At 46.1% G+C, this 25,121-nt stretch carries 19 protein-coding genes; 14 read left to right on the top strand and 5 right to left on the bottom strand.

Annotated elements, in window-relative coordinates; translation table 11 throughout:
* Positions 1-148: 148 nt before the first annotated feature.
* Genes IQ257_RS11815 through IQ257_RS11825 form a run of 3 tightly spaced genes read right to left on the bottom strand, consistent with a single transcriptional unit; the run spans position 149 to position 5,403 of the window.
* The gene (locus IQ257_RS11815) at positions 149-1,129 is read right to left on the bottom strand and encodes a M48 family metallopeptidase (protein WP_193873472.1); all 981 of its coding nucleotides are present in this window, start codon (positions 1,127-1,129) and stop codon (positions 149-151) included.
* Positions 1,122-2,741, bottom strand: a complete 1,620-nt coding sequence (locus IQ257_RS11820) for an ArnT family glycosyltransferase (RefSeq protein ID WP_322744298.1) — start codon at positions 2,739-2,741, stop codon at positions 1,122-1,124. Before IQ257_RS11820 ends, IQ257_RS11815 begins: the two co-directional genes overlap by 8 nt.
* Before the next feature lie 25 nt (positions 2,742-2,766).
* Entirely contained in the window at positions 2,767-5,403 is a 2,637-nt protein-coding gene (locus IQ257_RS11825; protein WP_193873474.1) for a tetratricopeptide repeat protein, read from the bottom strand.
* A gap of 337 nt (positions 5,404-5,740) precedes the next feature.
* Between IQ257_RS11825 and gltB the strand changes: the two genes are divergently transcribed.
* The 13 genes from gltB (at position 5,741) to IQ257_RS11890 (ending at position 22,308) form a co-directional block, all read left to right on the top strand.
* Positions 5,741-10,345 (top strand): glutamate synthase large subunit, encoded by a 4,605-nt coding sequence (gene gltB, locus IQ257_RS11830; protein ID WP_193873475.1) that lies wholly within the window; start codon positions 5,741-5,743, stop codon positions 10,343-10,345.
* A 116-nt stretch (positions 10,346-10,461) separates the two neighbouring features.
* Complete coding sequence (locus IQ257_RS11835) at positions 10,462-11,121, top strand: class I SAM-dependent methyltransferase (protein ID WP_193873476.1); 660 nt, start codon at positions 10,462-10,464, stop codon at positions 11,119-11,121.
* A gap of 81 nt (positions 11,122-11,202) precedes the next feature.
* Positions 11,203-11,781 carry a Uma2 family endonuclease gene (locus tag IQ257_RS11840; protein ID WP_193873477.1) on the top strand — a complete coding sequence of 193 codons (579 nt, stop codon included), beginning with the start codon at positions 11,203-11,205 and terminating at the stop codon, positions 11,779-11,781.
* Between the two features lie 162 nt (positions 11,782-11,943).
* Entirely contained in the window at positions 11,944-12,267 is a 324-nt protein-coding gene (locus IQ257_RS11845) for a DUF433 domain-containing protein (RefSeq protein ID WP_193873478.1), read from the top strand.
* Positions 12,264-12,614, top strand: coding sequence for a DUF5615 family PIN-like protein (locus IQ257_RS11850; protein ID WP_193873479.1), 351 nt, complete (start codon positions 12,264-12,266; stop codon positions 12,612-12,614). Before IQ257_RS11845 ends, IQ257_RS11850 begins: the two co-directional genes overlap by 4 nt.
* A 38-nt stretch (positions 12,615-12,652) precedes the next feature.
* Positions 12,653-12,877: a DUF433 domain-containing protein gene (locus tag IQ257_RS11855; RefSeq protein ID WP_193873480.1), complete on the top strand. Its 225-nt coding sequence runs from the start codon at positions 12,653-12,655 to the stop codon at positions 12,875-12,877.
* The gene (locus IQ257_RS11860; RefSeq protein WP_193873481.1) at positions 12,874-13,209 is read left to right on the top strand and encodes a DUF5615 family PIN-like protein; all 336 of its coding nucleotides are present in this window, start codon (positions 12,874-12,876) and stop codon (positions 13,207-13,209) included. The genes IQ257_RS11855 and IQ257_RS11860 overlap by 4 nt, the downstream gene beginning before the upstream one ends.
* Before the next feature lie 200 nt (positions 13,210-13,409).
* Entirely contained in the window at positions 13,410-13,976 is a 567-nt protein-coding gene (locus IQ257_RS11865) for a Uma2 family endonuclease (RefSeq protein WP_193873494.1), read from the top strand.
* A 45-nt stretch (positions 13,977-14,021) separates the two neighbouring features.
* Positions 14,022-15,506, top strand: a complete 1,485-nt coding sequence (gene gltD / locus IQ257_RS11870; RefSeq protein WP_193873482.1) for a glutamate synthase small subunit — start codon at positions 14,022-14,024, stop codon at positions 15,504-15,506.
* 304 nt (positions 15,507-15,810) lie between these two features.
* Positions 15,811-16,761 (top strand): ABC transporter ATP-binding protein, encoded by a 951-nt coding sequence (locus tag IQ257_RS11875; RefSeq protein WP_193873495.1) that lies wholly within the window; start codon positions 15,811-15,813, stop codon positions 16,759-16,761.
* Positions 16,762-16,839: 78 nt separating this feature from the next.
* Positions 16,840-18,657 (top strand): ABC transporter permease subunit, encoded by a 1,818-nt coding sequence (locus IQ257_RS11880; protein ID WP_193873483.1) that lies wholly within the window; start codon positions 16,840-16,842, stop codon positions 18,655-18,657.
* Positions 18,658-18,791: 134 nt separating this feature from the next.
* Positions 18,792-20,339 carry a hypothetical protein gene (locus tag IQ257_RS11885; protein WP_193873484.1) on the top strand — a complete coding sequence of 516 codons (1,548 nt, stop codon included), beginning with the start codon at positions 18,792-18,794 and terminating at the stop codon, positions 20,337-20,339.
* A gap of 238 nt (positions 20,340-20,577) precedes the next feature.
* On the top strand, positions 20,578-22,308 hold the full coding sequence (locus IQ257_RS11890; protein WP_193873485.1) for an ABC transporter permease: 1,731 nt from the start codon (positions 20,578-20,580) through the stop codon (positions 22,306-22,308).
* A 47-nt stretch (positions 22,309-22,355) separates the two neighbouring features.
* Here the strand turns inward: IQ257_RS11890 and IQ257_RS11895 are convergent, their stop codons facing one another.
* Positions 22,356-22,904: a hypothetical protein gene (locus IQ257_RS11895; protein WP_193873486.1), complete on the bottom strand. Its 549-nt coding sequence runs from the start codon at positions 22,902-22,904 to the stop codon at positions 22,356-22,358.
* Positions 22,905-23,262: 358 nt separating this feature from the next.
* On the opposite strand from IQ257_RS11895, the gene IQ257_RS11900 reads away from it, so the two are divergent.
* Positions 23,263-23,649, top strand: a complete 387-nt coding sequence (locus tag IQ257_RS11900) for a hypothetical protein (RefSeq protein ID WP_193873487.1) — start codon at positions 23,263-23,265, stop codon at positions 23,647-23,649.
* Between the two features lie 154 nt (positions 23,650-23,803).
* Here IQ257_RS11900 and IQ257_RS11905 read toward each other — a convergent pair whose 3' ends face one another.
* Positions 23,804-24,961, bottom strand: a complete 1,158-nt coding sequence (locus tag IQ257_RS11905) for a response regulator (protein WP_193873488.1) — start codon at positions 24,959-24,961, stop codon at positions 23,804-23,806.
* Positions 24,962-25,121 lie beyond the last annotated feature (160 nt).

Raw genomic sequence — 25,121 nt, forward strand, 5'->3', positions numbered from 1 at the left:
CTTAACGGCTTTAAGTGCATTGAAGCTAGCATAGACTCATCATATATATTTTTACGAAAAAATATACGACTTGACAGATGAGATGCCTATCGGAAGGGGATCATTTATTTTTTGGAATTCCCCAAATACAACTCAGGTAGACGAACCGCTAACTATTCGGACTGTTGGGCTGGGAGTTGATACGATTAATTTCTTGTTGGAGTTCCTCGATTTGACGCCGCAGTCGTTGCGCTTCGTCTTCTGAGGTGTCTTGGGTTGGGATATCTACGGCTCCCTCGTTTGTCACCCGCCGATAGTTGCCCTGACGAATTTGGCGGTACTCCTCAGAGGTTGCCCAATCCCGCAAGTAGCGTAAGCGTTCGACGGGAAAGGGATGGCTGAGAAAGGAACCGTTACCGCCGTTGTATAGTAAAAATTTATAGATTTGATTGAGACTGTCTTGGTCAAGTTCTTGGTAGCTGTCAGATTGACGAATGAATTCATTGAGGCTACACTCATGACCATATTGGTGAGAGCCACCTGACACTTTCATCATTGTCTGCATTACCGTATTGAGGTCGTCGATAACCAGTAAGGCGGCTCTATCTGAGGAGAGTTCGGCTTTGCGACGCCATTCGTAAAAGGCAAAAATCAAGCCACTGCTGACGAGATTGCCGAAGCCTAATGTGATTTCACCCAGCATTGAGGCGGCATTCATTGCCCAAATGCCCATCTGAGTGAGAATCGTATGACCGCATTTGATATGTCCCAACTCATGAGCTAAAACAGTACGGATTTCCGCTTCAGTCAGCAAGTCCAGCAACCCTGTGTTCAATACGATATATGGATGGTCTTGTCCTAAAGCATAGCTGTTGACCTGGGGGTTTTGGTTAACAAAGAGGGTGGGTTCGGGGTGGATGTCTAAATCTTGAACACATTCTCGAAATAATCGGTAGATGGTAGAATACTGGCGCGGTCCCACTTGAATGCTGTTGCCCATGAGATAGACAAATTGGGGACGCTCGTAAAGAAATTCTACAAACTTGCGAGTCACTAAATTAAATCCAGGGACGCCGCGCAAAGCTTCCTCGGCTTGTTGATCGAGGGGATGTCGGAAAGCTTCGCTAGAAATTCCAGGGTAGCTAGGCATTGCGATCGCTTTTTATCCTTTGAATGGCAGGGTAATATTTGAATTTTATCCAAGATAAGGGATAGGGTTTGAGCAGTTTTCCCGTCCGATAAACATAAAACCTTTCCACAACTGCCCCACCGCGTCGGATTGGTATCGTGGCAATTTCCTGTACATTATCAAAATAAGCTCGATAATGGTCGGTTATCTCTGGCATTTGATGAAAGCGCTCAAGGGTGACATATAGCCCATTGTGTCCTACCCATTCATCGGCGGAGCGCCAGAACACAAAACCCCGCATATCCTCGCCAAAGGAGGTAATTGGCACAGGTGTGACGGGAGTTAAAGCCATGCTGACGATGCCGCTGAGGTAGAAACCATTGCTAAAAATGAAGCTAGAGTTTTGCAACGCTGTTTGCAGAATAGGGGATTCTATAAAGCCACGTCGCAGTTGCTGTATATCAATTAATTCTGTCGAGGGGTCATTTTTAGCGGGTAAGAATCCTCCCAGTAAGGCATATTGACCGGATTTTTGAAAGGTTCCAGTAGTAACGTGTAGCAGAACCAGTAGCATACTGCTACCAATCACTAATCCCGAACCTTGTAACCACCACCGCACCCAACGCCGAGATTGCTGCTGCCAGTGTACTGCCTGATGTCCTAGCAATAGAGTTATCCCCCAAAATCCGGGCATCATCCAAGTGGGTAAAATTGGTTCATATCCACCGATGACGGTAAATCCTAGTATCAAGGGTAAAGACACTGACAAAATCAGCCACTGCTTTTTTGCTAAATTCTTGTCTTTGGTGAATTGTTTGCTAGGACGATGGGGCAGTAGCGATCGCAAACTCACCCACCACAGAGGCAATCCCATCGTCGGGAACAGATAAGCGATACTCGATAAAAAGGCAATGACAACACCGAGAAGACTGTAACTGCTTTTGGGTACGCCGCGATTGAGTTGGAACTGAAAGGACACCCAATCGTGTTGTATATTCCAAAACCAAAGGGGAAAGAGGGTAACAACAAATAAGCCCAATCCTAATCCTGCCCAAGGGGATAGCAAGGCAGAGCGATGGTGTGAACTAGTTAAGCAAAAACCAACAAGCCCCAAGCCTAAAATAAACCCATGATATTTGCCCAAACAGGCTAAACCAACGAGAATACCAAGGATAGCTAACCGATAGCTGGGGCGGTAGGACTCAGGCTCGCGGAAAAATTCTCTGGCTGCCACATATAAACTAGCAGACCAGAAAAATATGAGTGGACTGTCTGGTAACGTGAGTACCCCGAAGCCAATTTGAAAAATGGGAATAATAGTAGCGATCGCTAACGTCAGTCTAGCTGCTTTGATACCGAAAAGTTTGACACCCGTCAGGTACAGCAGAAATAAACTACCCGTATGCAAAATCAGTGTTCCCAGACGAATTGTAAATTGGGAGACAATTCCCGTCACCCAAGTACCAAAGCCAGTTGTGAGCGCAACTAGAACGGGATGATCAAAATAACTCCAGTCCAAATGCACACTGTAGGTGTAGTAGTAGGCTTCATCAATGCCAGGGTAGAGCCAAAAGGCAATAACACCTCGAAATAACAGTCCCCCAACCAGCCAAACAAGCACAAATCGATCCACTGTTTTATCTTTCAATCCATCTTTACTATTGCTGTTGTGGCTCTGTAACACCTGCGATCGCTTTTTGTTGAGCTACCTGACGCAGCAGAGTGGCTTTATAGGCAGTATCTTCAACCTCGTTAGCAATTTGTTCAACAAAATCATACTCTTGCTCTCTCATTGCCGTATCCATGACTTCCCATCGCAAAGTCCGCCATTGCAGTTGCTCCTCCATTCCCTTGGCTACCTCAAAAGCAGCGCTTAAGGTTTGGCGAGATGCTTCAGTTTCACCCGACATCGAGTACTTCAGGGCTAGTTTAATTAAAAGACTCGCTTTAGTTTCGGGATTGGAAATAGATGTTGCCAGCTTGGAGGCGGAGTTATAGTCCCAACTATCATCGGTATCGTTTTGATAAAAATTGTTAAAATCAACGAGAGAAGCCGACGTATTAGCCAGTAACTCGTCACGCTGCCTTTCATCCCGAATCTTATCAGCAACCGCCAACGCTTGAGTTAAGACTTCTGTTGCCAGGGAGGTGTTGCCTGATGCCGCATACTTCTGGGCGATCGCTAATAACATTCTGGCTCTATCCACCTCTCCAGAAACCTTTTGAACTATCTCTAATGCTAAGGATGGAGAACCGATTTGAGTAGAGGCAACTGCTAATTCTTCCAGTTTTGTCGCCCGTTCATACTCTGACTCCAAACCCTGAATCCTTGTTAGAGTTTGAGTGGCTAACGGACTGGCAATACTATTTTCGCCAGCGGCTGCATAGGTGCCAATCATCTGGATGAGCAGGGAAATTTGTTCCTGTTCGGTTTCCAGGGTTTCCAGTGAAGACATGACTGTTTTGAGAAGTTCAAGCCCCCGCTCCTTATTTCCCTGAGTTATTAATTTATTGGCAATTGTAATGAACAAGGAGAGTTTTTCTGACTGCCGCTCTACAGTTTCCAGCAACGGCAGGGTTTTCTCCAATACCTGAGTGCTTTGTTGGAGATTCCCAAGTTCTGCGTAGGCTGTGGCAGTTGCCAACAATTCTTGGATGATATAGTTATTACCCTTTAGGGCTTGCGCATCTTGGAGAGCGACGAAAAGTAACTCGTTTGCCTTTTCCCGTTCGCCTAGTTTCAAATACCTGGAAGCAATCGGATGTAATGCCTTACTTTTTGTCCAGACGGGTATATCAAAGGCATACTGCGTTTCAAAGTTTTGTACCGACTGCGTAGCTACATCCAGAGTTTCTAGGGCGATTTGTTTTTGATCCAACGTGATATAATCATCGGCAATATCAATCAAAAGGCTAGCATTCGGCTCAATCCAGAATAGACTACGCTCTGGTACAACGGAAATTGACTCAATCGTTTTAGCAATCCTTTGAGCTTGATTTAATAAGGTAACAGCCTGCTCATTTTTACCCGTTTCCATTGCATGACTAGCAATTGTTTGTAAAGCTTCAACTTGGTCTTTCTTCCCCGTCAGCGTTAAAGCAACCTGCTTGGCAAATTCATCCTGTCCGGCTTGCAGAGATTGTTGGATAATTGCATAAAATAAATCAACTTTCGGGTCAGAATATTCTGCTAATGGTAATAAAACCCGATCTGGGATACGTTTGGCAAATTCAAACGCATCAGCGTATCGTCCGACATTCAAATACGCTCCAACCACTAAAGATCGGTTGTATGCCATTTGGGAATCCTCTTCTCCAGCAAGAGTATTGAGAATTGCCTGAACTTTCTCTTTCTGTTCCGTTGCAAGGAAATCTTTTACCCAGCTAAATAGCAGAAATTCTTCTGTTTTTTTACTCAACTCAAAAGCTTGAGAAACAATCTCGGCGGCTTGTTCTTTCTCCCCTACGGAAACAAGTGCTTGTGCCAAACTTCTTAAGGATTGCACCTTCAGAGCCTGATTCGTAATCGCTTGGACACTTTGTAAGGCAATATTATAGCGTCCTGTACGCCAAGCTGCCTCAGCCAGCGATCGCGCTATACTATCTTGATTCTCAGTATTAGCCAGAGTTTGTACAAATGCCAACGCCTGTTCGTATTGATTGCGCTGGATATACTCATCCAAAATTGCAGATACCGCCAGGTATTGCTGATAGGTATCAATTTGTAACCGTTGACTGAGGGCTATTGCTTTTTCAAATAGTCCTTGACGGGCATACCCCGCTACAATTGCCAATAATGCTCGCTCCTTGGCAGCATCAAGCTCTAGATTCTGGGCAAATTGCAAAGCCTGCTCATACCTTTGGGCGTTGACATAGGCGCGAGTCAGCAACACTTCCCCTTGCATCCTCAGCGAATAGCCCTGATTATCAGGTAAAGGCTGATCATAGCTCAGGGTAGAAAGTCGAGCGATCGCTTCTTCGTAGGCTCCAATTGCTCCATACTCCGCGATAATCTTAACTAAAAGGGGGTTTCTTGTATTTGTATCCTCAAGGGTTTGTGTCAGCTCGAAGGCTTGCGATAGAAGGCTAATTGCTTTATCCTGCTGATTGGCTTTTACGGAGGAACGAGCAGTTTCAATCAACTCCCAGACGCGATCCATTACAGTAGGAGAACTTTGACTCACAACAGAAACAGCTATTTCTTGTCTGAAAAGGGGTTGGTTCCCTAAGGCATCTTGCCCCAGAGTAAAAATACTCAAGCAGCCAATCAGGATCGGTAAACTCCATCGTTTCATAGTCATTTACCCCTTGGTAAAAACAAATCAAAAAAGTAATGAAATTGACTGAAAATCTAATAAATTTGTGTCCGAGGAGTCAAGTAAGTTTCGGGCTTAAGTCAGTGCCATTCAGTTTAAAGTGTTTAAAGTAAAGAATAAAGAAAGGTGTAACCTTGACAAAGAGCTGAGATTTGAGTAAAAAGATCTGACAATTTCCTTAAGACCAGGCACCGACAAGCCTTCCTCGTTAGAAAATTCAGACTAGCTAGAGTTGACCCTTCGCAAGCTCTAGAGGGCACCCTCTTTGCCAATTTTTGGCTCATTAATTTAATTTGCCGCTTTTGGATCATCAATAATGAACAGCAACAAACTGCCACCAAAACAGGGACTCTACGATCCACAATTTGAACACGACGCCTGCGGTGTCGGGTTCATCGTCCACATGAAGGGAAACAAGTCCCACGACATCGTGGAGCAGGCGCTGACAATCCTCGTGAACCTCGAACACCGGGGGGCATGCGGTTGCGAAACGAACACGGGTGACGGAGCGGGTATTTTGATGCAGGTGCCCCACAAGTTCCTGAAGAAGGTAGCCACCGCTGAAAGAATCACCCTACCCGAAATGGGTCAGTATGGTGTCGGCATGATCTACTCCTCACCCGATCCCGCCACCCGCCAGAAAAGTCGGCGGATTTTTGAAACCATCGTAGCTGAGGAAGGTCAACAGGTTCTCGGCTGGCGCGATGTCCCCACAGATAACTCATCCCTGGGCAATATCGCCAAATCCAGCGAACCCTTCATGGAGCAGGTTTTCATCCAGCGTTCCCCAGAGTTGACCGACGATGCGGCATTTGAGCGGAAACTCTACATTATCCGCAAGCGATCGCATATGGCAATTCGCGTGCCCCACGTAGACCCCTCTTGGTATCCCTCCAGCATCTCCTGCCGCACAATCGTCTACAAAGGAATGCTGATGCCGATGCAGGTGGGGCTATATTATCCCGAACTCCACGATCCAGACATGGAGAGCGCCTTGGCACTGGTACACTCCCGGTTCAGCACCAACACCTTCCCAAGCTGGGAGCGAAGTCACCCCTATCGCTACATTGCCCATAACGGCGAAATCAACACCCTGCGCGGCAACATCAACTGGATGCACGCACGGCAGTCCCTCTTTGAGTCAGAGTTGTTCGGCGAGGATCTAAAGAAAGTTCAACCGATCATCAACATCGACGGCAGTGACTCAACGATTTTCGACAATGCCCTCGAGCTACTCGTCCTATCAGGGCGATCGCTCCCCCACGCCGTAATGATGATGATCCCCGAACCGTGGACAGCGCACGAGTCGATGAGCGACGAGAAAAAAGCCTTCTACAAATACCATTCCTGCCTAATGGAACCGTGGGATGGTCCAGCCTCAGTTGCCTTCACCGACGGCACCACAATCGGGGCAGTTCTCGATCGCAACGGCTTGCGCCCGTCCCGTTATTACGTGACCAAAGATGACCTGGTAATCATGGCATCAGAAGCCGGTGTGTTACCCATCGAACCGGAGCGGGTGGCATTGAAAGGTCGCCTACAACCCGGACGGATGTTCCTCGTGAACATGGAAGAGGGACGCATTGTTGCCGATGAGGAAATCAAAAACAAAATCGTCACCGAGCATCCCTATCGTGAGTGGATCGACAAACACATGGTCGATCTCGCTCAACTCAAAGACGCGCCCAACGGTCTGGAAACCGATGTAGATCCCCACAATTTGCCATCTCTAATCCAGCAACAGATGGCATTTGGTTACACCTTTGAAGAGCTGCGGTTGTTGCTCACACCCATGGCGCGTGATGGCGTGGAAGCGGTTGGGGCGATGGGCACAGATACTCCCCTAGCCATCCTCTCTGACCGACCCAAACTCCTGTACGATTACTTCCAGCAACTGTTCGCCCAGGTCACAAACCCACCCATCGATTCCATCCGCGAGGAAATTATCACCTCAGCAGAAACGACGATTGGCTCGGAGCGGAACTTGCTCAAACCGGAACCCGAAAGTTGCCATCTCCTGGAACTGAAAACGCCCATCCTCAGTAACGAAGAACTGGCGAAGCTCAAGTGTATCAATGAAGGGGAGTTCAAGTCAGTCACGCTGCCGATTCTGTTTAACCCAACCGAAGGTGTGAAAGAACTCGAACAGGTGATAGAGGGGATTTGTCACCAGGCAGATCAGGCGATCGCCCAAGGGGTCAACCTCCTCATCCTGAGCGATCGCGGTGTGAACAAAGACAACGCCCCAATTCCAGCATTGTTGGCGGTTGCCAGCCTGCATCACCACCTGATCCGGGAAGGGACGCGCACGCGAGTGGGTCTTGTCCTCGAATCCGGCGAACCCCGCGAAGTGCATCATTACGCCGTCCTGATTGGTTATGGCTGCGGTGCGATTAACCCCTATCTGGCATTTGATACCATCGACGACATGATCCAGCAAGGCTTGCTGGTCAATTGCGATCACAAAACCGCCTGTAAAAACTATGTCAAAGCGGTAACAAAAGGTGTCATTAAGATTGCCTCCAAGATTGGTATTTCAACCATTCAGAGCTATCGCGGTGCCCAAATTTTTGAAGCGATCGGGCTGAACCAGTCGGTGATTGACAAGTACTTTACTTGGACTTCATCCCGGATCGAGGGCGCAGATTTAGATGTCATTGCCAAAGAAGCGGTTTTACGGCACCGTCATGCCTTCCCCGCTCGGGAAGTCAACGGACACACCCTAGATGTTGGTGGTGAATACCAGTGGCGCAAGGACGGTGAAGCACATCTGTTCAGCCCCCAGACCATCCACACACTCCAAAAAGCTGCACGGGAGGGGAATTACGAGCTTTACAAGCAGTACGCCGCCCTCGTGAACGAGCAGAACCAGAAGCACTTTACACTGCGGGGACTGCTGGAATTCAAACCCCGTCAGTCGGTGCCGATTGACGAAGTTGAGCCAGTTGAGGCGATTATGAAGCGCTTCAAGACAGGGGCAATGAGCTACGGCTCGATCTCGAAGGAAACTCACGAATCCCTAGCGATCGCCATGAACCGCATCGGTGGTAAATCGAACACCGGTGAAGGGGGTGAAGACCCGGAACGCTACATCTGGAAAAATGAACTCGGTGACTCTAAAAATAGTGCCATCAAACAGGTAGCATCCGGTCGCTTTGGCGTCACCAGCCTGTATCTATCCCAGGCAAGGGAACTCCAGATCAAGATGGCGCAGGGCGCGAAGCCTGGAGAAGGGGGACAATTGCCCGGTCGTAAGGTGTATCCCTGGATTGCCAAGGTGCGCCACTCGACACCAGGAGTAGGACTAATTTCGCCACCCCCCCACCACGATATCTACTCCATTGAAGACCTAGCAGAGTTAATCCACGACTTGAAGAACGCCAACCGTAACGCACGGATTAGTGTGAAGCTGGTGTCTGAGGTGGGCGTTGGTACGATCGCCGCAGGTGTAGCAAAAGCTCATGCTGATGTTGTTCTCGTCTCTGGTTTTGACGGTGGTACGGGTGCATCGCCCCAAACGTCTATCAAGCACGCGGGACTGCCTTGGGAACTAGGACTCGCTGAAACTCACCAAACCCTCGTACTCAACAACCTCCGCAGCCGTATCGCTGTGGAAACCGATGGACAGATGAAGACGGGGCGTGATGTAGCGATCGCAACATTGCTCGGTGCTGAGGAATTTGGTTTTTCGACTGCTCCCCTAGTGACGCTGGGCTGCATTATGATGCGTGTCTGCCACCTGAACACCTGCCCCGTCGGTGTGGCTACCCAAGACCCCTTGTTGCGGAAGAATTTCATGGGTGATCCTCAATACACAGTGAACTTTATGAAGTTTATTGCCCAGGAAGTCCGAGAAGTGATGGCGCAACTGGGTTTCCGCACCCTGAATGAAATGGTGGGACGCACGGATGTGCTGGAGCCGAAAAAAGCGATCGCCCATTGGAAAGCCAAGGGCATCGACTTATCTAAGATTCTCTATCAACCAGAAGTAGACTCAGAAGTGGGTCGCTATTGCCAAATCCCCCAAGATCATGGGCTTGACAAATCCCTCGATATGACAGTGTTGCTGGACTTGTGCAAACCTGCGATCGAGAAGGGTGAAAAAGTCAAAGCCACGCTGCCGATTAAGAACGTCAATCGCGTAGTAGGTACAATTTTGGGGAACGAAATCACCAAGCGGCATTGGGAAGGACTACCAGAGGATACCGTACACCTACATTTCCAAGGCAGTGCCGGACAAAGCTTTGGTGCATTTGTTCCTAAAGGTGTCACCCTAGAACTAGAAGGCGATGCTAATGATTATCTCGGTAAGGGACTGAGCGGCGGCAAGATTATCGTTTATCCGCCATTGAGTTCTACCTTTGTGGCTGAGGAAAACATCATTGCTGGCAATGTCGCGTTCTACGGGGCAACGGGTGGCGAAGCCTATATCCGGGGAATAGCGGGTGAGCGCTTTGGCGTCCGCAACTCCGGTGTAAATGCTGTTGTGGAAGCCGTTGGCGACCATGGCTGCGAGTACATGACGGGCGGTAAAGTGGTTGTGCTGGGCGCTACCGGACGTAACTTTGCCGCCGGGATGAGTGGCGGTGTGGCATACATCCTGGATGAGGCAGGTGACTTTGCGACGCGCTGTAATCAGCAGATGGTTGGACTGGAAACCCTTGAGGATGCTGAGGAGATCGAAATCCTTCGCCAGATGATCGAGAAGCACTCCAAGTACACGGGTAGCCAGAAGGCATCCAAAGTCCTGGCGCACTGGGAGGAGATGATGCCGAAGTTCGTCAAGGTGATGCCAAGGGACTACAAGCGGGTGTTGCAGGCAATTGAAAAAGCGATCGCATCGGGATTAAGCGGTGATGATGCGCTGACGGCGGCGTTTGAAGAGAATGCCCGCGATGTTGCCCGGATTGGGGGTAGTTAGGGTTCTGTGGCGGAATTCTACTTAGGAAACAAGGGGCTTAAGCCCCTTGTTAGGCAGCTATAAGCACTACAATTGGGTTCGGTATCTCGACATAAATGTTAGATAGGAAACCAGCAATGAATGACCAATTGAAAAAGACTCTGAAAGGTGTTATCCCATCATTTATAATCAGTTTTGCAAAAGTTATAATTAGCTTTACAAAAGAAAAAAAGTCGAATAGTCTTATTAAAGAGATATTGAAAAAAGAAAACTATATTAATTTAGAAATTGGTGCAGGAGATCAAAGAGGAGAGAATGGGTGGATTACATTAGATTTAACTAGAAATTGCGATATATACTGGGATTTGCGTAAGGGAATACCCTTCCCGGATGAAAGTATTCACAAAATCTATTCTTCTCATCTTTTTGAACATTTGTCATTCAAAGAGATACAAAAGTTACTAGATGAATGCTCAAGAGTTTTAGTGCCAGGGGGATATTTTTCGATTTGTGTGCCTAATGCAAGAATATACATTGAAGCATACTTACAAAAAGAACGCCTAGATAAAAGCATTTTTTTCAACTATAAGTCAGCCTACAATAATACAACTAAAATAGATTATGTAAATTATACTGCTTACATGAATGGAGAACATAAATATATGTTTGATGAAGAAAATCTGGTTGCAATTTTAGAAAAGAAAGGCTTCAAAAATGTGCATTCAAGAAGCTATAATCCTAATTTGGATAAGCGAGAAAGGGATTTTGAATCAATTTATGCTGAAGCTCAAAAATGACAATAAGTCTGAACTAGCGCTGAACGATCACCTCCACAACTGGGACTAAAGCTTATTTGGCAATCTGGGAGGCAACCTCAAATGGTACAAACTTCATCTAAAACTTTGACCCTGGAGGAGTTTCTGGAATTACCCGAAACTAAACCTGCTAGTGAATATATTGATGGGAAGATTATTCAAAAACCCATGCCGAAGGCTCGCCACTCCCGGCTTCAAAGTAAATTAATTAATGCCGTTAACAAAGTCACCGAGGAAAGGCGAATTGCTTATGCTTTTCCTGAATTGCGTTGTACCTTTGGAGCTCGATCAATTGTTCCTGATGTGGCGGTTTTGCGTTGGGATAGCATTAAGTTTGACGAGAATGGAGAACCGATTGATGATGTGTTAATTCCTCCAGACTGGACAATTGAAATTCTTTCTCCAGACCAGAGTTCTAATCGGGTTACGGGAAACATCCTGCACTGTCTGACGTATGGTTGCCAACTCGGATGGCTGCTCGATCCAGACGACCGTTCAATTCTAGTCTTTCAACCAAAAAAACAACCTGAATTACGTCAGGGAAATGATGATTTGATGGTATTAGATGGAATTGAATTAAATTTAACAGTAGAACAAGTATTTAACTGGCTAAAAATGAATGACAGTGACCAAACAGCCTAAAATCCAAAATTGAACTTGATTGAGACACAACTATGGGAAAAACAACCGGCTTTATCGAATACATCCGCGAATTACCCTCTGAAGTCGCACCGAGCGATCGCATCCACAACTGGTACTAATTTCACTTACCTATAGGAATATCAAGAGATAACTACAGAAACCATGAGTACAGCAATCCTCACGACAAAACAGTACATTGAAGAACGGGAGGGATGTTACCGCATCATCGGAAAGCGGGTTTCTCTAGATTCAATTATCTATGGCTTCCTTGCCGGACAATCACCGGAAAGTATTGTTCAGTCATTTCCTATACTGACATTAGAAGAAGTTTATGGAACAATTACTTTCTACCTTGCTAATCGCCAAGCCATTGATGCTTATTTATCTGAGGGAGAGGAACTTTTTGAAACATTGAGACAGCAAGCTAGGGAAAGTAACTCATTACTCTATCAAAAACTCTACACGGCTCAGACCAGCCAGTCATGAAAATTTGCTTTCAAGCAGACGCAGATCTTAACCAAGCGATCGTGACAGGTATTCTGAGACGTGAACCAACGATTGATTTTAAAACATCAAACGGATCAAACTTAAGTGGCTTGAGCGACCTAGAGGTTCTGAACTTGTCAACTGAGGAGGGTAGAGTTCTCGTTTCTCATGACCAAAGAACTATGCCCAGATATTTCACTGAATTTCTTGTTACTCAATCCAGTTCAGGTGTAATTATCGTGTTAAAAAGTTTGCCAGTTAGCGAAGTAATCAATAATCTCATAAAAATATGGCAGACGTCAGAGGCTGAAGACTGGGTTAACCGCATTGCCTACCTACCCCTGTGATTCCAGTAACGACTGATACAAATTTAAACGGATAGCTCATGAATTACCAGGACATTATCACAATTGAACCGGGCAAACGCAGTGGAAAGCCTTGTATCCGAGGAATGCGAATCACCGTGTATGATATTTTGGAGTATCTTGCAGGTGGTATGACTGAAGCAGAGATTCTAGAAGACTTTTCTGAACTGACATCAGAAGATATCAAAGCCTGCCTTGCTTTTGCTGCCGATCGTGAGAAAAAATTATTTGTCGTATCTGTGTGAAACTTCTTTTAGACGAAAACCTCTCTGATCGAATCATTTTTCAGATTGTAGACTTGTATCCAGGTTCAGTACACGTTAAAACCTTAGCACTTACCAATACTGATGATGTCGTTATCTGGGAATATGCTAAAGACAATGATTTTGTAATCGTTTCTAAAGATTCTGATTTCCATCAGCGTAGTATTCTTTACGGTCATCCACCAAAATTTATTTACCTCCGTATTGGTAACTGTCTAACTTCCAAGATTGTTCAAACTATGCGAGACAACTTCGACATCATTAACCAGTTTGGAGATAGCGACGTGGAAAGTATTTTGATATTAAGTAGCTAAACTTAAAATCTACTAACCATTGCTGTAGCACACTGGCAAACATCCTCAGGGAAACACAACTATGGGAAAACCAATCGGCTTTATCGAATTTATCCGCGAATTACCCTCTGAACTAGCGCCGAGCTATGCCTACGGCGAGCTTCGCTAACGCATTTGCAACGGGGACTAAAGCTGATTTGGCAATGTTGGAGACAGCCCAAATGGTACAAACCTCATCTAAAACTTTGACCCTGGAGGAGTTTCTAGAATTACCCGAAATTAAACCTGCTAGTGAATATATTAATGGTAAGATTATTCAAAAGCCAATGCCGAAGGCTCGTCACTCCCGACTTCAAAGTAAGTTAACTAACGCCATTAATGAAGTTACCGAAGAGAGACGAGTTGCCTATGCTTTTCCGGAGTTACGTTGTACCTTTGGAGGTCGCTCAATTGTTCCTGATGTAGCTGTTCTGCGTTGGAACCACATTAAGTTTGATGAGAATGGAGAACCAAGCGATGATGTGTTAATCTCTCCAGACTGGACGATTGAAATTCTTTCTCCTGACCAAAGTTCTAACCGTGTTACAGGAAACATCCTGCACTGTCTGACCTATGGTTGCCAACTTGGATGGCTGCTCGACCCCGATGATCGTTCAATTGTAGTCTTTCAGCCCAAACAACAACCCGAATTATGCCAGGAAGACGATAATCTGATTGTACTGGATGGACTTGAATTGAATTTAACAGTAGAACAAGTATTTAACTGGCTAAAAATGAATGACACATGACCGATCAGCCTAAAATCCAAAATTGAACTTGATTGAGACACAACTATGGGAAAACCAACCGGCTTTATCGAATATATCCGCGAACTCCCCTCTGAACTCGCCCCCCTTGATCGCATCCACAACTGGGATGAATTTCATCTGCATATGCCGGAGGATAATCTCCGCACCCAAGGCGCACGGTGTATGGACTGCGGCACACCATTTTGCCACACGGGTACGCTGATCGGTGGTATGGCAAGTGGCTGCCCGATTAACAACCTCATCCCGGAGTGGAATGACCTAATTTATCGCGGACTCTGGCACGAAGCCCTTGATCGCTTGCACAAGACAAACAACTTCCCCGAATTTACCGGTCGTGTTTGCCCTGCCCCCTGCGAAGGCTCCTGTGTTCTGGGTATCACCAACCCACCTGTTACGATTAAAAATATCGAGTATTCGATTATTGAAAAAGGCTGGGAAGAAGGCTGGATCGAACCTGAACCACCAACCAAGCGTACTGGCAAAAAAGTAGCGATTGTTGGCTCAGGTCCTGCGGGTTTGTCTGCTGCCGCCCAACTCAATAAAGCTGGACATTGGGTGACAGTGTTTGAACGCGCCGATCGTCCGGGCGGCTTGCTGATGTATGGCATCCCTAACATGAAACTTGACAAGCAGGAAGTCGTCCTGCGCCGCCTCTCAATTCTTGAACAAGAGGGTGTCAAGTTTATCTGCAACACAGAGGTGGGCAAAGATTTTCCGGCTGAGAATCTGCTCAAAGAATTCGACGCTGTGGTACTCTGCACGGGTTCTACCCGTCCCCGCGACTTGCCCATCGAAGGGCGGGAATTGCAGGGTATCTACTTTGCAATGGACTTCCTTACCGCCAACACCAAGGCAGTTCTAGATAAGCAGCAGAACAACGGCTTTATTTCTGCTGAAGGTAAGGATGTCGTGATTATCGGCGGCGGCGATACCGGCACTGACTGCGTTGGCACCTCCCTGCGTCACGGCTGCAACAGCATCGTGCAACTGGAAATTCTGCCCAAACCACCGTCAGAACGTGCCACTGACAACCCGTGGCCCGAATGGCCCAAAGTTTACAAAATGGACTACGGACAGGAGGAAGCCGCTGCTAAGTTTGGCACCGATCCGCGTACCTATCTCACCACCGCAACTAAGTTCGAGGGTGACGAAGCTGGGAATGTCACAGCCGTTCATACGGTGCAGGTGCAGTGGGAGAAAAACGCCGAAGGTCGGTTTATGCTCAAGCAAGTCCCCGGTACTGAAAAGATTATACCCGCCCAGCTTGTCTTACTAGCAATGGGTTTCCTCGGTCCAGAACAACCCCTGCTCGACGCCCTCGGACTCGATCGCGACGCCCGCAGCAATGTGAAAGCAGACTACGGCAACTATGCTACCAGTATCCCCAGTGTCTTCGCGGCTGGTGATTGCCGTCGCGGACAGAGCCTGGTGGTGTGGGCTTTCAACGAAGGACGCGGTGCCGCCCGTGAGTGCGATTTATACCTCATGGGTAGTACTGACTTACCTTAAGACGCAATTTGATTGAGGGGAATTTGAATATATGCTCTGGACAGGCATCTTGCCTGTCCTACGAGGGGGTGACAAGCTGGATTGGATAAGATACCCAATCCGCCTTGAGAACCCCCTCTTTTTGTTCTGATGTAGAGTCGTTGCCTGCAAAGTCTGCAAATAAATCCCAATTTCTAAGACAGCATTCTGCATAAGTGTCACTGAATGAGAGATACCTCCATTTCAGAGAGGTTAGACTATCGGACATTAGATCTCATCAGGACGAGATATGAAATCAAGAATATATATCGAACCCCCAGCGCCCGTGGCACGAGACTTGGCAATCTCCACCCGTGGACTGACTAAGCAATTTGACCGTCATCTTGCTGTTAATGATGTGGATTTGCAAGTCGCCGCTGGGGAAGTTTACGGATTGATTGGGCCCAATGGTGCGGGAAAAACTACCCTGATTCGGATGCTGGCGGCAGCAGAAGAACCGACTACTGGCGAAATTTATATTAATGGCGATCGCTTCCTGCGCGACCAAAGCAACCCCAAACTCAAGCAGCGCATTGGTTATCTCCCCGATGATTTTCCCGTTTACGAAGATTTAACAGTTTGGGACTACTTAGACTATTTTGCCCGACTCTATCGCCTGCGAGAACCCCGCCGCACTCAGCGTATGCGGGAAGTCCTGGAACTGGTGCAACTAACCAGTAAGCGCAAAAGCTCTATTGCTACTCTCTCACGAGGCATGAAACAGCGCCTGAGTCTCGCTAGAACCATTATTCACGAACCCATTCTCCTGCTATTAGATGAACCGGTTTCGGGATTAGATCCAATTGCCAGGATGCAGTTTCGAGAAATCATCAAAACCCTACAAGAAGCGGGGATGACGATTCTGATTTCCTCTCACGTTCTGAGTGATTTAGCAGAACTGTGTACCTCCGTCGGGATTATGGAACTCGGCTACCTGGTGGAAAGCGCTCCCTTAGCCGAACTTTATCGTCGCCTCAGTCGTCAACAGATTATTCTATCAGCGCTGGATAATTTAGACGCATTAACCGCCGAACTCAAAAATAATCCCTTCGTGGAAAATTGTGAACTCCTGCCAGGAAAGAATCAAGTGCGGGTTCACTTTTCAGGCAACCCGGACGATCGTGCTACATTATTGCGATCGCTTGTTGAAGCTGGCATTTCCCTCACTGAATTCCATTGTACCCAAGAAGACTTGGAAACCATCTTCCTCAAAATGGGTCATCAACAAGTTTCATAATGATGAATGATGTAACGGATGTGGTAACGGATGGTTGTCCTTTGTAAAAACCAATGATCATTTTTGGATACAGCTTCTATGTTCCTCACACTATTAGACCGCATAGGCAATTGGAATCCGCAACTATTGCGGGAAATTAAAGGTCGGCTGACATTTCGCAATAGTGCGATCGCGATCGCATCGTCTCTACTTAGTCAGCTACTCTATATGTTGTTTTGGTTGGGGCGATTGGATTCTGCTAAAAATTCGTCCTATATCGGTGACATATACTGTCGCCTGCAAAAAAGTTATCAAAGCTCTCAACAGCACTACGATCAACTACAAGTCGAGTATCGCCAACTCCAAGAGCAATTTCGTCACTATAGCAGTTCTAATCACTACGACCTGCAAAAAATTCATCAACTGAAAGATAGCATCGCACAGGTTAAGGGACAAATCACCACGCTGCAACAGCAACTTTTTACCCATAGTAATTGTCCAACCGATGCTTTTAATATGCAGCTTTGGTGGCAAGATCACTTAATGTCCATGGTCGCTTCGTTCAGCGTTACTGTCATGTTCGTTCTATTAGGACTAGGAACGTATATGCTGATTAGTGACTTAGATAAGGAAGAACAGCGCGGCACTCTGAACTTTTTGCGTTTATCTCCTCAATCTGCCCTATCTATTTTAATCGGAAAACTGTTAGGAGTTCCGGTTTTACTTTACTTAGGTGCTATTTTAATGGTTCCCCTGTATCTAGGGTTAGGATTTTCGGCTCAGATTCCGGGGATAGAGCTTTTTAGTTTCTTAGCTGCTTTAGTTGCAGGGAGTGCTTTCTTCTTTAGTGGCGCGATAGTCTTTGGCTTAGTTAGTTCTTGGTTAGGAGGATTTCAAGCGTGGTTGGGGAGTGGTATAGTTTTGATATTTTTAGGGATTGCCAATTCTAAAGGAATAGGAAATAATGTCCTCGATTGGCTCAATCTATTTTCTCCCTCTCTAGTCCTACCTTATCTTGTGAATGAAAATGACTATGGCTATCCATTTTCGCATTATGGGATAGAGAACTTGGTATGGTTTAATATCCCCCTCGGTGTACCGGGCATTAGTTTAATACTTTTCGTGTTGTTCAATTTTGCCTTATGGACATACTGGATGTGGCAAGCCATCAAACGTCGATTCCACAATCCTAATGGGACGATTTTGAGTAAGGGGCAGAGTTATTGGCTAACCGCTTGTTTTACGGTAACGAGTCTCGGCTTTGCTATGTCATCTCTAATGAAAGACTATTCCCACTGGTTGAATTTCACGTCCTTACTCTCCTTAAATCTGCTGGTGTTTGTTAGTTTAATTGCTGCTTTATCACCGCAACGTCAAACGTTACAAGATTGGGCGCGTTATCGCCGTGAACGAAAATCAGCATTAATCCACGATTTACTCTGGGGTGAAAAGAGTCCTGGGCTTTTAGCGATCGCCCTTAATCTGGCTATTGCCTCTATCCCTCTGTCTGTTGGGATTTTCTACAGTAATGCCGGATTGACAAGCCTTGTGGGTTTAATATTCACCCTGAATTTAGTATTAGTCTACGCCGCGATCGCGCAACTCATGCTGTTGATGAAAACACCAAAACGGGCAATTTGGACAGCCGGAACATTAGTGGTAATAAGTCTCTTACCGCCGTTAATTTTAACGTGGCTATCCATTTCCCCTGGAAACGATGGCGGTGGGTTGTGGCTATTTACCCTCTACCCGTGGGAAGCGCTGTCCTATGCTTCAGAAATGCTAATGTTACAAGTATTACTGATTGAGTGGATTGCCGTAGGTGGGTTGTGTATTGTACTGACACGACAACTCAGGAAGGTGGGTGAGTCAGCAACTAAAGCGTTGTTAGCAGGACGTTCTTCGGTGAATGATTAGTTATTGATGGCAACGGATGTTTTTCATTGGTCATTAGTCCTTTGTAAAAAAATAATAACTAATGTGGCAACGGATTTGATATCGGATCTTTGACCAATGACCAATGACCCTTTTAAAATTTGGAGATATTTCTCATGACACTTACACTACTAGAAAAATTGGGTGATATAAATCCCCAGTTTCTGCGAGAAGTTAGAGGGCGTTTTAAGTCACGTAATGCCCTCATTGTCGCGGCTAGCTCTTTACTGGGTCAAGCCTTCATTTTGCTGTTGTTCTCGACACAAACCTGTCATGAGTATAACGGCAACCGCTGTGCAGACTTGTCCTGGGAGTTCCACTGGCTGGCTATATTCAGAACCCTTAACTGGATGTTGCCTTTGTTACTCTTTTCTATCGGAGTGTATTTACTCCTTGCCGATTGGGTACGAGAACAGCGTAGTGGCACGTTGAATTTTATTCGCTTAAGTCCTCAACCCAGTCAGACTATTTTATTGGGCAAAATCTTGGGTGTGCCAATCATGGTTTACCTGGGATTAGCGTTAGCTGTACCGTTACATGGGGTGGCAGGATTTTTGGCGGGTGTACCCTTGGCTTGGACAATCAGTTTTTATGCCCTCATTACAGCGGTTTGTGCCTTATTTTACAGCGCCGTTCTGCTCAATGCTGGATTAACCCAAGCGTCCTATCAAGCTTTAGCAGGTAGTTTTTTAGGACTTTGGTTAGGCAGTTCGTTTCTTGGTTTAATTGAGTTGACTTTTGATTGGAATACTCTAACCTATACGGAGTTAGGAGATTGGCACTGGTTTTTCTGGAATCTAGGGCGTGAACCCTGGCAGTTAACCTTGTGGACGTTTATTACCATTTGTGTTGGCGCGTACTGGATTTGGCAAGCTGTTAATCGGATGTTCCGTAATCCCAATGGCACGATGTTGAGCAAGCACCATAGTTATTGGTTGGTGGGTAGCGTTCAGATTTTTTTCTTGGGGTTATTTTTGCCACAACTGAATCAGAATTGGGCTAATCAATCCAGCTTATTTGGTTACTTATTTGCGATTTCTCTACTCACCCTAGGTTTGTTTTTAGGGGTGATTTGGGGAATCTCACCGCAACGACAAGCGTTGCTCGATTGGGCAAGGTATGAAAAAGTCAACCTTAAAACGTTGTCATGGCGGAATTTGATTGGGGGTGAAAAGAGTCCGGCACCTGTGGCGATTGCTGTAAATCTAGCGATTACGGCTGTAATCTGGCTACCTTGGTTGCTGCTGCTTCCCATCAGTACCGATGTCAAAATTAAAGCGATCGCAAATTTACTCCTTAGTGCCAATTTAATCGGGTTCTACGCCCTTGTTGTGCAATTAATGTTGTTGAGGATGCGGAAAAAACCAGGGATTTGGGCAGGGAGTAGTCTCAGTGTCGCTCTTTTCTTACCCCTAACTATTCTATCGGCATTGCAAGCGAAGTTCACTGAAGGTGTTATCTTCTCAGGCTTATGGCTAGTGTCGGTATTTGGTGCGCCTTGGGTTGTGCTGGAACAGGTATCAATCATTACCGTCTTCTTTAGCTTATTAGCTCAGTGGGCAATATTGGCAGGATTAAGCTTCCAGTTAACCCGCCAATTGCAACGCGCTGGAGAGTCGGCGTCAAAATCTTTGTTTGCTAACCGTCCGGTTTTGCCAAATTGAGAAGGGGGAGTGGGGATTCATCCTAAATCAGTGCTGAGAACCTGATTGACTCACAATCACTCTAACGCCCTCACCCCTAACCCCTCTCCCTCTGGGGCAGGGGAGCCGATCTACCTTTTTGTTCCCTCTCCCTTGGAGTGAAGGCTTTCTGGGTATCTGCTCACAAGTTTTGTCAGTCAATCAGGCTGAGAACAGCGAATAAAGAACAAATGACGAATAATAAAGGACAAATACGTTTATGCTACTGAATTGGATAGACCGCATCGGTGATTGGAATCCGCAGCTATTGCGGGAAACAAAAGGTCGTCTTAATGTTCGCAATGGTGCGATCGCGGCTGTTATTTCTGCTTTGGGACAGTTAATAGTGTACCTGTCCTATCGAGCTAACTTGCCCGTTAATCGACCCGAACCTGCTTCCACTTTCAACCGCTACTGTATCGGAACTCCTCCTACCGATTATTGGCAGGGAAGTTATGTGCCTTCCCCTCTGCCCAATGACTACTGCATTAAAGATGCTGCGGGTCAGTTTATCATCAACTGGCAGCTATGGTGGCTAGATCTGTTTATCGCCATGAGTCTTATGGGTATCTTTGCCCTGTTGGTGGTAGGCACCTATATGCTAATCAGCGACTTGGGACACGAAGAACGTCGCGGCACGCTGAATTTTATCAGACTTAGCCCTCAATCTACCCAGAGTATTTGGCTAGGCAAACTATTAGGCGTTCCCATTTTGCTTTATCTGGCAGCAGGGTTAATGGTGCCGTTACATCTATGGGCGGGCTTATCTGCTCATCTACCACTCGTGGAAATTCTCAGTTTCTGGACTGTTTTGGTGGCTAGCTGTGCCTTCTTCTACAGTGCAGCGCTGCTGTTTGGCTTGTTTGCCTCTTGGTTTAGTGGGTTTCAAGCGTGGTTGGGTAGTGGGGCAGTTTTAGTGTTTTTGTACATTGTGAACTTCACGCCCATCACTCACAGTCCTATGGATTGGCTGAATCTGTTTAATCCTTCAGTTTTGCTGCCTTACTTCGTGGATCGGACAGGTTCCCGATATACAAATTATCCCTTCAATTATGGAGAAATCCAAGGATGGGAATTTTTTAACTTGCCCTTGGGAGCGACTGGCTTTAGTGTTGTTATCTTGGCACTGCTCAACTACTGTATGTGGACCTACTGGATTGGGCAAGCACTCAACCGACGCTTCCGTAATCCGAATGCAACGATGTTGAGCAAGGGACAGAGTTATTGGCTTGTTGCATCTTGGATGGTATTTTCTGTAGGTTTTGCCTTGCAGCCCCCAAGAGCGTACCACTCATCTCAGTTTTTCTTCAACCTCAATGCCGTGCTTGCCTTAAATCTGGTACTGTTCGCTGGTTTAATTGCAGCTCTATCTCCTCAGCGGCAAGCCTTACAGGATTGGGCACGTTACCGACACCAAGGGCGTACTACTGGGAAGTCTTCCTTAGTGGGAGATTTGCTCTGGAATGACAAGAGTCCGGCACTTTTAGCGATCGCTATCAATTTAATCATTGCCGCCTTGCCTATCGCACTTTGGATTCTGGTTTGGCAGGCAGAGGTTGACAGCAAGTTACAAGCTCTCTCGGCGTTGATTCTGAATGTGAGTATCATTGCTGTCTACGCAGCGATCGCTCAGTTAATGTTGTTGATGAAAACTCGCAAACGGGGAATTTGGGCGATTGGCACCCTGGCTGCTGCCATTGGCTTACCACCTTTTGTTTTAAGCGTCCTATCTATTTATCCCGGACAAGAAGGGGGAGGATTATGGTTGTTCACTGCCTTTGCTTGGGATAACGTCATCCAGCATGCATCGGCTACCCTACTTTTCCAAACTCTTTTGATTCAAGTGGGTATTCTGAGTGTGTTGAATTGGCAATTAACACGACAGTTGCAACGACTGGGTGAGTCAGCATCGAAAGCTCTGTTTGCAGGGCGTCCTTCTTTGCCTGCATAGGCTTGCCGGGGAGCTGGGGTGCTGGGGAGAAATCTTACCGATTTAATTTAGATCAGCCGTTTTCTTCTTGCTCGATGCCGTAATACCTGTGCTAGCACCTTGGCTTCTCGTTCCGCTTTAAATAAATCCACAGATCGTGAGGTTAATACAAATAACCCGGATGGTTTTTGGTAAACAGTCGGCAGGTTTGCGGCTCGGTACTCGCAAACCTTGGGCGCGATTGCCTTAGAGCGAGGTTGCTGAGTTGCTTGGAGCGCCTTCAAATCTCGGTTAACTTGGGAAGCGATCGCTTTAAGTTCTAACACGGCTGCTTCTAGTTCGGTAGAGAGTTCGTTAATGCGAGAGGCTTGATACTCTAAACGTCTCAAACCGTTCCTAGTTCGTTGTTGTAACCTCCCCAGAGAAGACTGGATGGGAAACGATAAAGGCGCTTTCGACTGATAATTCTTGTGGTGTGGTATTGCATTCACGGCAATTAGATGCGAGCGGTAGGCAGGATGAGGTAGTATCTGGGGTTTCTTTTTCAAGACAGGAGGCTGTTTTCGATGCCTGAACTTTGCCTGAATCAATCGGAGTCCGGCTTGCAGTTTTTTCATAGGGATTATGGGCGACTGCGATAACAGTACTTTTGTACTATAACGGGAGGAGAATTGCAACCCCCTATTCCACGATTAAGGGGAATAGGGGGTTGCAAAGTGATAGAAACTCATTGCTTCAGTCTGAATCCTGAAAATATTTCTCTATAAGGGTTGCAGAAGACAGATAAATTTGAGAAGGGGGAGCCAATGGTTAGCTTTTTTATCGGCAGGCAACCGGAAAAATATTGAGAAAATCTGTTGTCATGCAACATCTCTATAGGTTTTTGTTATTCTTAACAGTAAAGAGAACAGTCTAGTTCGTCTCAATATATCCAACAGAGCAGCTTTAAACAATTCAACGCCAGGGAGAAAGCTCATGAGACGCAAAACACTTGTTATTTTAGGGATAGGAATAGCCATTGTCGGTTTAGCACCCATTGCCCAAGCACAGTCAGGAAGGCGCTCTGACTCAAGTGATAGTTCAGTCACATTGTCAGGCGAATCCCTTCGCACTGTTGAAAATCGTAGTCTATCTAATGATTACGGAGCGTTTTTCAACGGAGCATTGGAAGCGGCAGACGGTGATGCCGACTCTGAACCAAGCCCAACAAATCAATCACCGTCAGGCTTTCGCATTAATGACCAACTACGGTTGGTGGTGGGAGATACTATAACGACAGAAGATGATCTGAATTTGTTTACCAATCCAGCCGAATTGGGTGATTCTCAACGAGTCAAGCTAGAAGTCCCGATAGGGCAGTGAGGAAGCTGGGGAGCGGGGGAGACATATTAGATTGTTGTCTCCTTGCCTCTCCAGACGATTCCACTAGATAAACATTCCCTAGTGTTTTTGCTAGTTTATCCGGCACAATCACTATTAACCTTCGCAGGCAGACTTTATTTGAGTAGCCACTGCGTTAATCATTAGGCACTTTAACGTGTCGCCTGATATGTTTCCGAACCATTTGCAGCAACTCCTGGGGCTGTGGAGGCTTAATTAAAAACTCAGTTGCACCGACTAATTGGGCACGAGTTCGGTCAATTTGAGTATTTTTAGCAGTTAGAATAATAATAGGCGTCTTCTTAAACAGAGAAGATTCCCGCAAAAATTTACAGACACTATAGCCATCCGCATTAGGTAAGAGCAGATCTAGTAAAATTAAATCAGGATTGCGTTCCAGGAGTTGAGAAAATCCCCGCATCGGCTCTGGAATGCTCAATATTTGATACCCAGCAGGCATCAATATTTTTTTTAACGCCAGAGATAACACGGGACTATCATCAATACAGGCAATTAACGGTTGTTTAGAGTTAGATGTAGTTAGCTGGTTTTCTAATAGAAATCGATTTTTGGCAACAGGCTGTAAGACAGGCTTAGGTAAGGGTAAATCTGAAATTTCTTGGAATTTTAGAATACCCTTCTCAACCAATGGCATTAAGGAGTAAGTCACATCCAATACTGGTTGTTTGACCTGTAAAGCAATATCCCACAAAGTGAACTCTCCGTTAAGATACTTGTCTAAAATTGGGAGTTTTTTCGGGTCTGCTTTCTGCTGTAAAATAGGCGACAAAGTTGGGTTAATTTCGCTTAAACCAGCAGCTTGCCATTGTAGCTGCATCTGGGTTACTGCGGTGACAACTGTCTGTATTTCGTTGGTAGACAAGGCGATAACACGGCAAAGCGTTGATATAGTGTTTTGACTGGGTTTCAAGTCGCTTTTAAAATCGTTGTCGCGGCTTAACTCAAACAAACATTCTTGGATAACAGTACGAATCATTAATTTTGCTTGGATTAAGCTCAAGTGCTTTTGGTTGAGCCCACGATCAAGAAGTTGACATTCCCAAAGCCGATTGTCCGACAAGTGAGAGTAATCAACACTCCAATGCCAGTTAGGGCGATGTTGTTTTAATACTCTATGCCATCGCCTTACAGGATGAAACCCACCTGTAATATAGAGTACCTGACCGCGAACAATGTAAAAAGTCCAAAGAGCTTGGAGGTTTCCAATGATGAGTTCTCCATCACTATTTTTGCTCAACTTGTCTAATTCTGTAGTTAGCTTTGTTAGTGTCATTAGTGACCAGTTCAGTAGTATTTGTTAGGAATAGTGGAATAGAAAAGATAGATGCTAGCCGTCAAGTTGTCTTATAAGCTGTTGCCGTAACTTGGAGTCAAACCTGACAAGCAAACACCCTTGACTCATTTAACAGTAAGCAGTGAGTAGCCCTTGTACT

It is taken from the genome of Coleofasciculus sp. LEGE 07092, assembly GCF_015207375.1.
Classification (GTDB): Bacteria; Cyanobacteriota; Cyanobacteriia; order Cyanobacteriales; family Coleofasciculaceae; genus LEGE-07092.

Excerpts from the sequence above, each read along its gene's own strand:
- IQ257_RS11815 (WP_193873472.1), bottom strand. The coding sequence starts at position 1,129 with ATGCCTAGCTACCCTGGAATTTCTAGCGAAGCTTTCCGACATCCCCTC.
- IQ257_RS11825 (WP_193873474.1), bottom strand. The coding sequence starts at position 5,403 with ATGAAACGATGGAGTTTACCGATCCTGATTGGCTGCTTGAGTATTTTT.
- gltB (WP_193873475.1), top strand. The coding sequence starts at position 5,741 with ATGAACAGCAACAAACTGCCACCAAAACAGGGACTCTACGATCCACAA.
- IQ257_RS11835 (WP_193873476.1), top strand. The coding sequence starts at position 10,462 with ATGAATGACCAATTGAAAAAGACTCTGAAAGGTGTTATCCCATCATTT.
- IQ257_RS11840 (WP_193873477.1), top strand. The coding sequence starts at position 11,203 with ATGGTACAAACTTCATCTAAAACTTTGACCCTGGAGGAGTTTCTGGAA.
- IQ257_RS11845 (WP_193873478.1), top strand. The coding sequence starts at position 11,944 with ATGAGTACAGCAATCCTCACGACAAAACAGTACATTGAAGAACGGGAG.
- IQ257_RS11850 (WP_193873479.1), top strand. The coding sequence starts at position 12,264 with ATGAAAATTTGCTTTCAAGCAGACGCAGATCTTAACCAAGCGATCGTG.
- IQ257_RS11855 (WP_193873480.1), top strand. The coding sequence starts at position 12,653 with ATGAATTACCAGGACATTATCACAATTGAACCGGGCAAACGCAGTGGA.
- IQ257_RS11865 (WP_193873494.1), top strand. The coding sequence starts at position 13,410 with ATGGTACAAACCTCATCTAAAACTTTGACCCTGGAGGAGTTTCTAGAA.
- gltD (WP_193873482.1), top strand. The coding sequence starts at position 14,022 with ATGGGAAAACCAACCGGCTTTATCGAATATATCCGCGAACTCCCCTCT.
- IQ257_RS11880 (WP_193873483.1), top strand. The coding sequence starts at position 16,840 with ATGTTCCTCACACTATTAGACCGCATAGGCAATTGGAATCCGCAACTA.
- IQ257_RS11885 (WP_193873484.1), top strand. The coding sequence starts at position 18,792 with ATGACACTTACACTACTAGAAAAATTGGGTGATATAAATCCCCAGTTT.
- IQ257_RS11890 (WP_193873485.1), top strand. The coding sequence starts at position 20,578 with ATGCTACTGAATTGGATAGACCGCATCGGTGATTGGAATCCGCAGCTA.
- IQ257_RS11895 (WP_193873486.1), bottom strand. The coding sequence starts at position 22,904 with ATGAAAAAACTGCAAGCCGGACTCCGATTGATTCAGGCAAAGTTCAGG.
- IQ257_RS11900 (WP_193873487.1), top strand. The coding sequence starts at position 23,263 with ATGAGACGCAAAACACTTGTTATTTTAGGGATAGGAATAGCCATTGTC.
- IQ257_RS11905 (WP_193873488.1), bottom strand. The coding sequence starts at position 24,961 with ATGACACTAACAAAGCTAACTACAGAATTAGACAAGTTGAGCAAAAAT.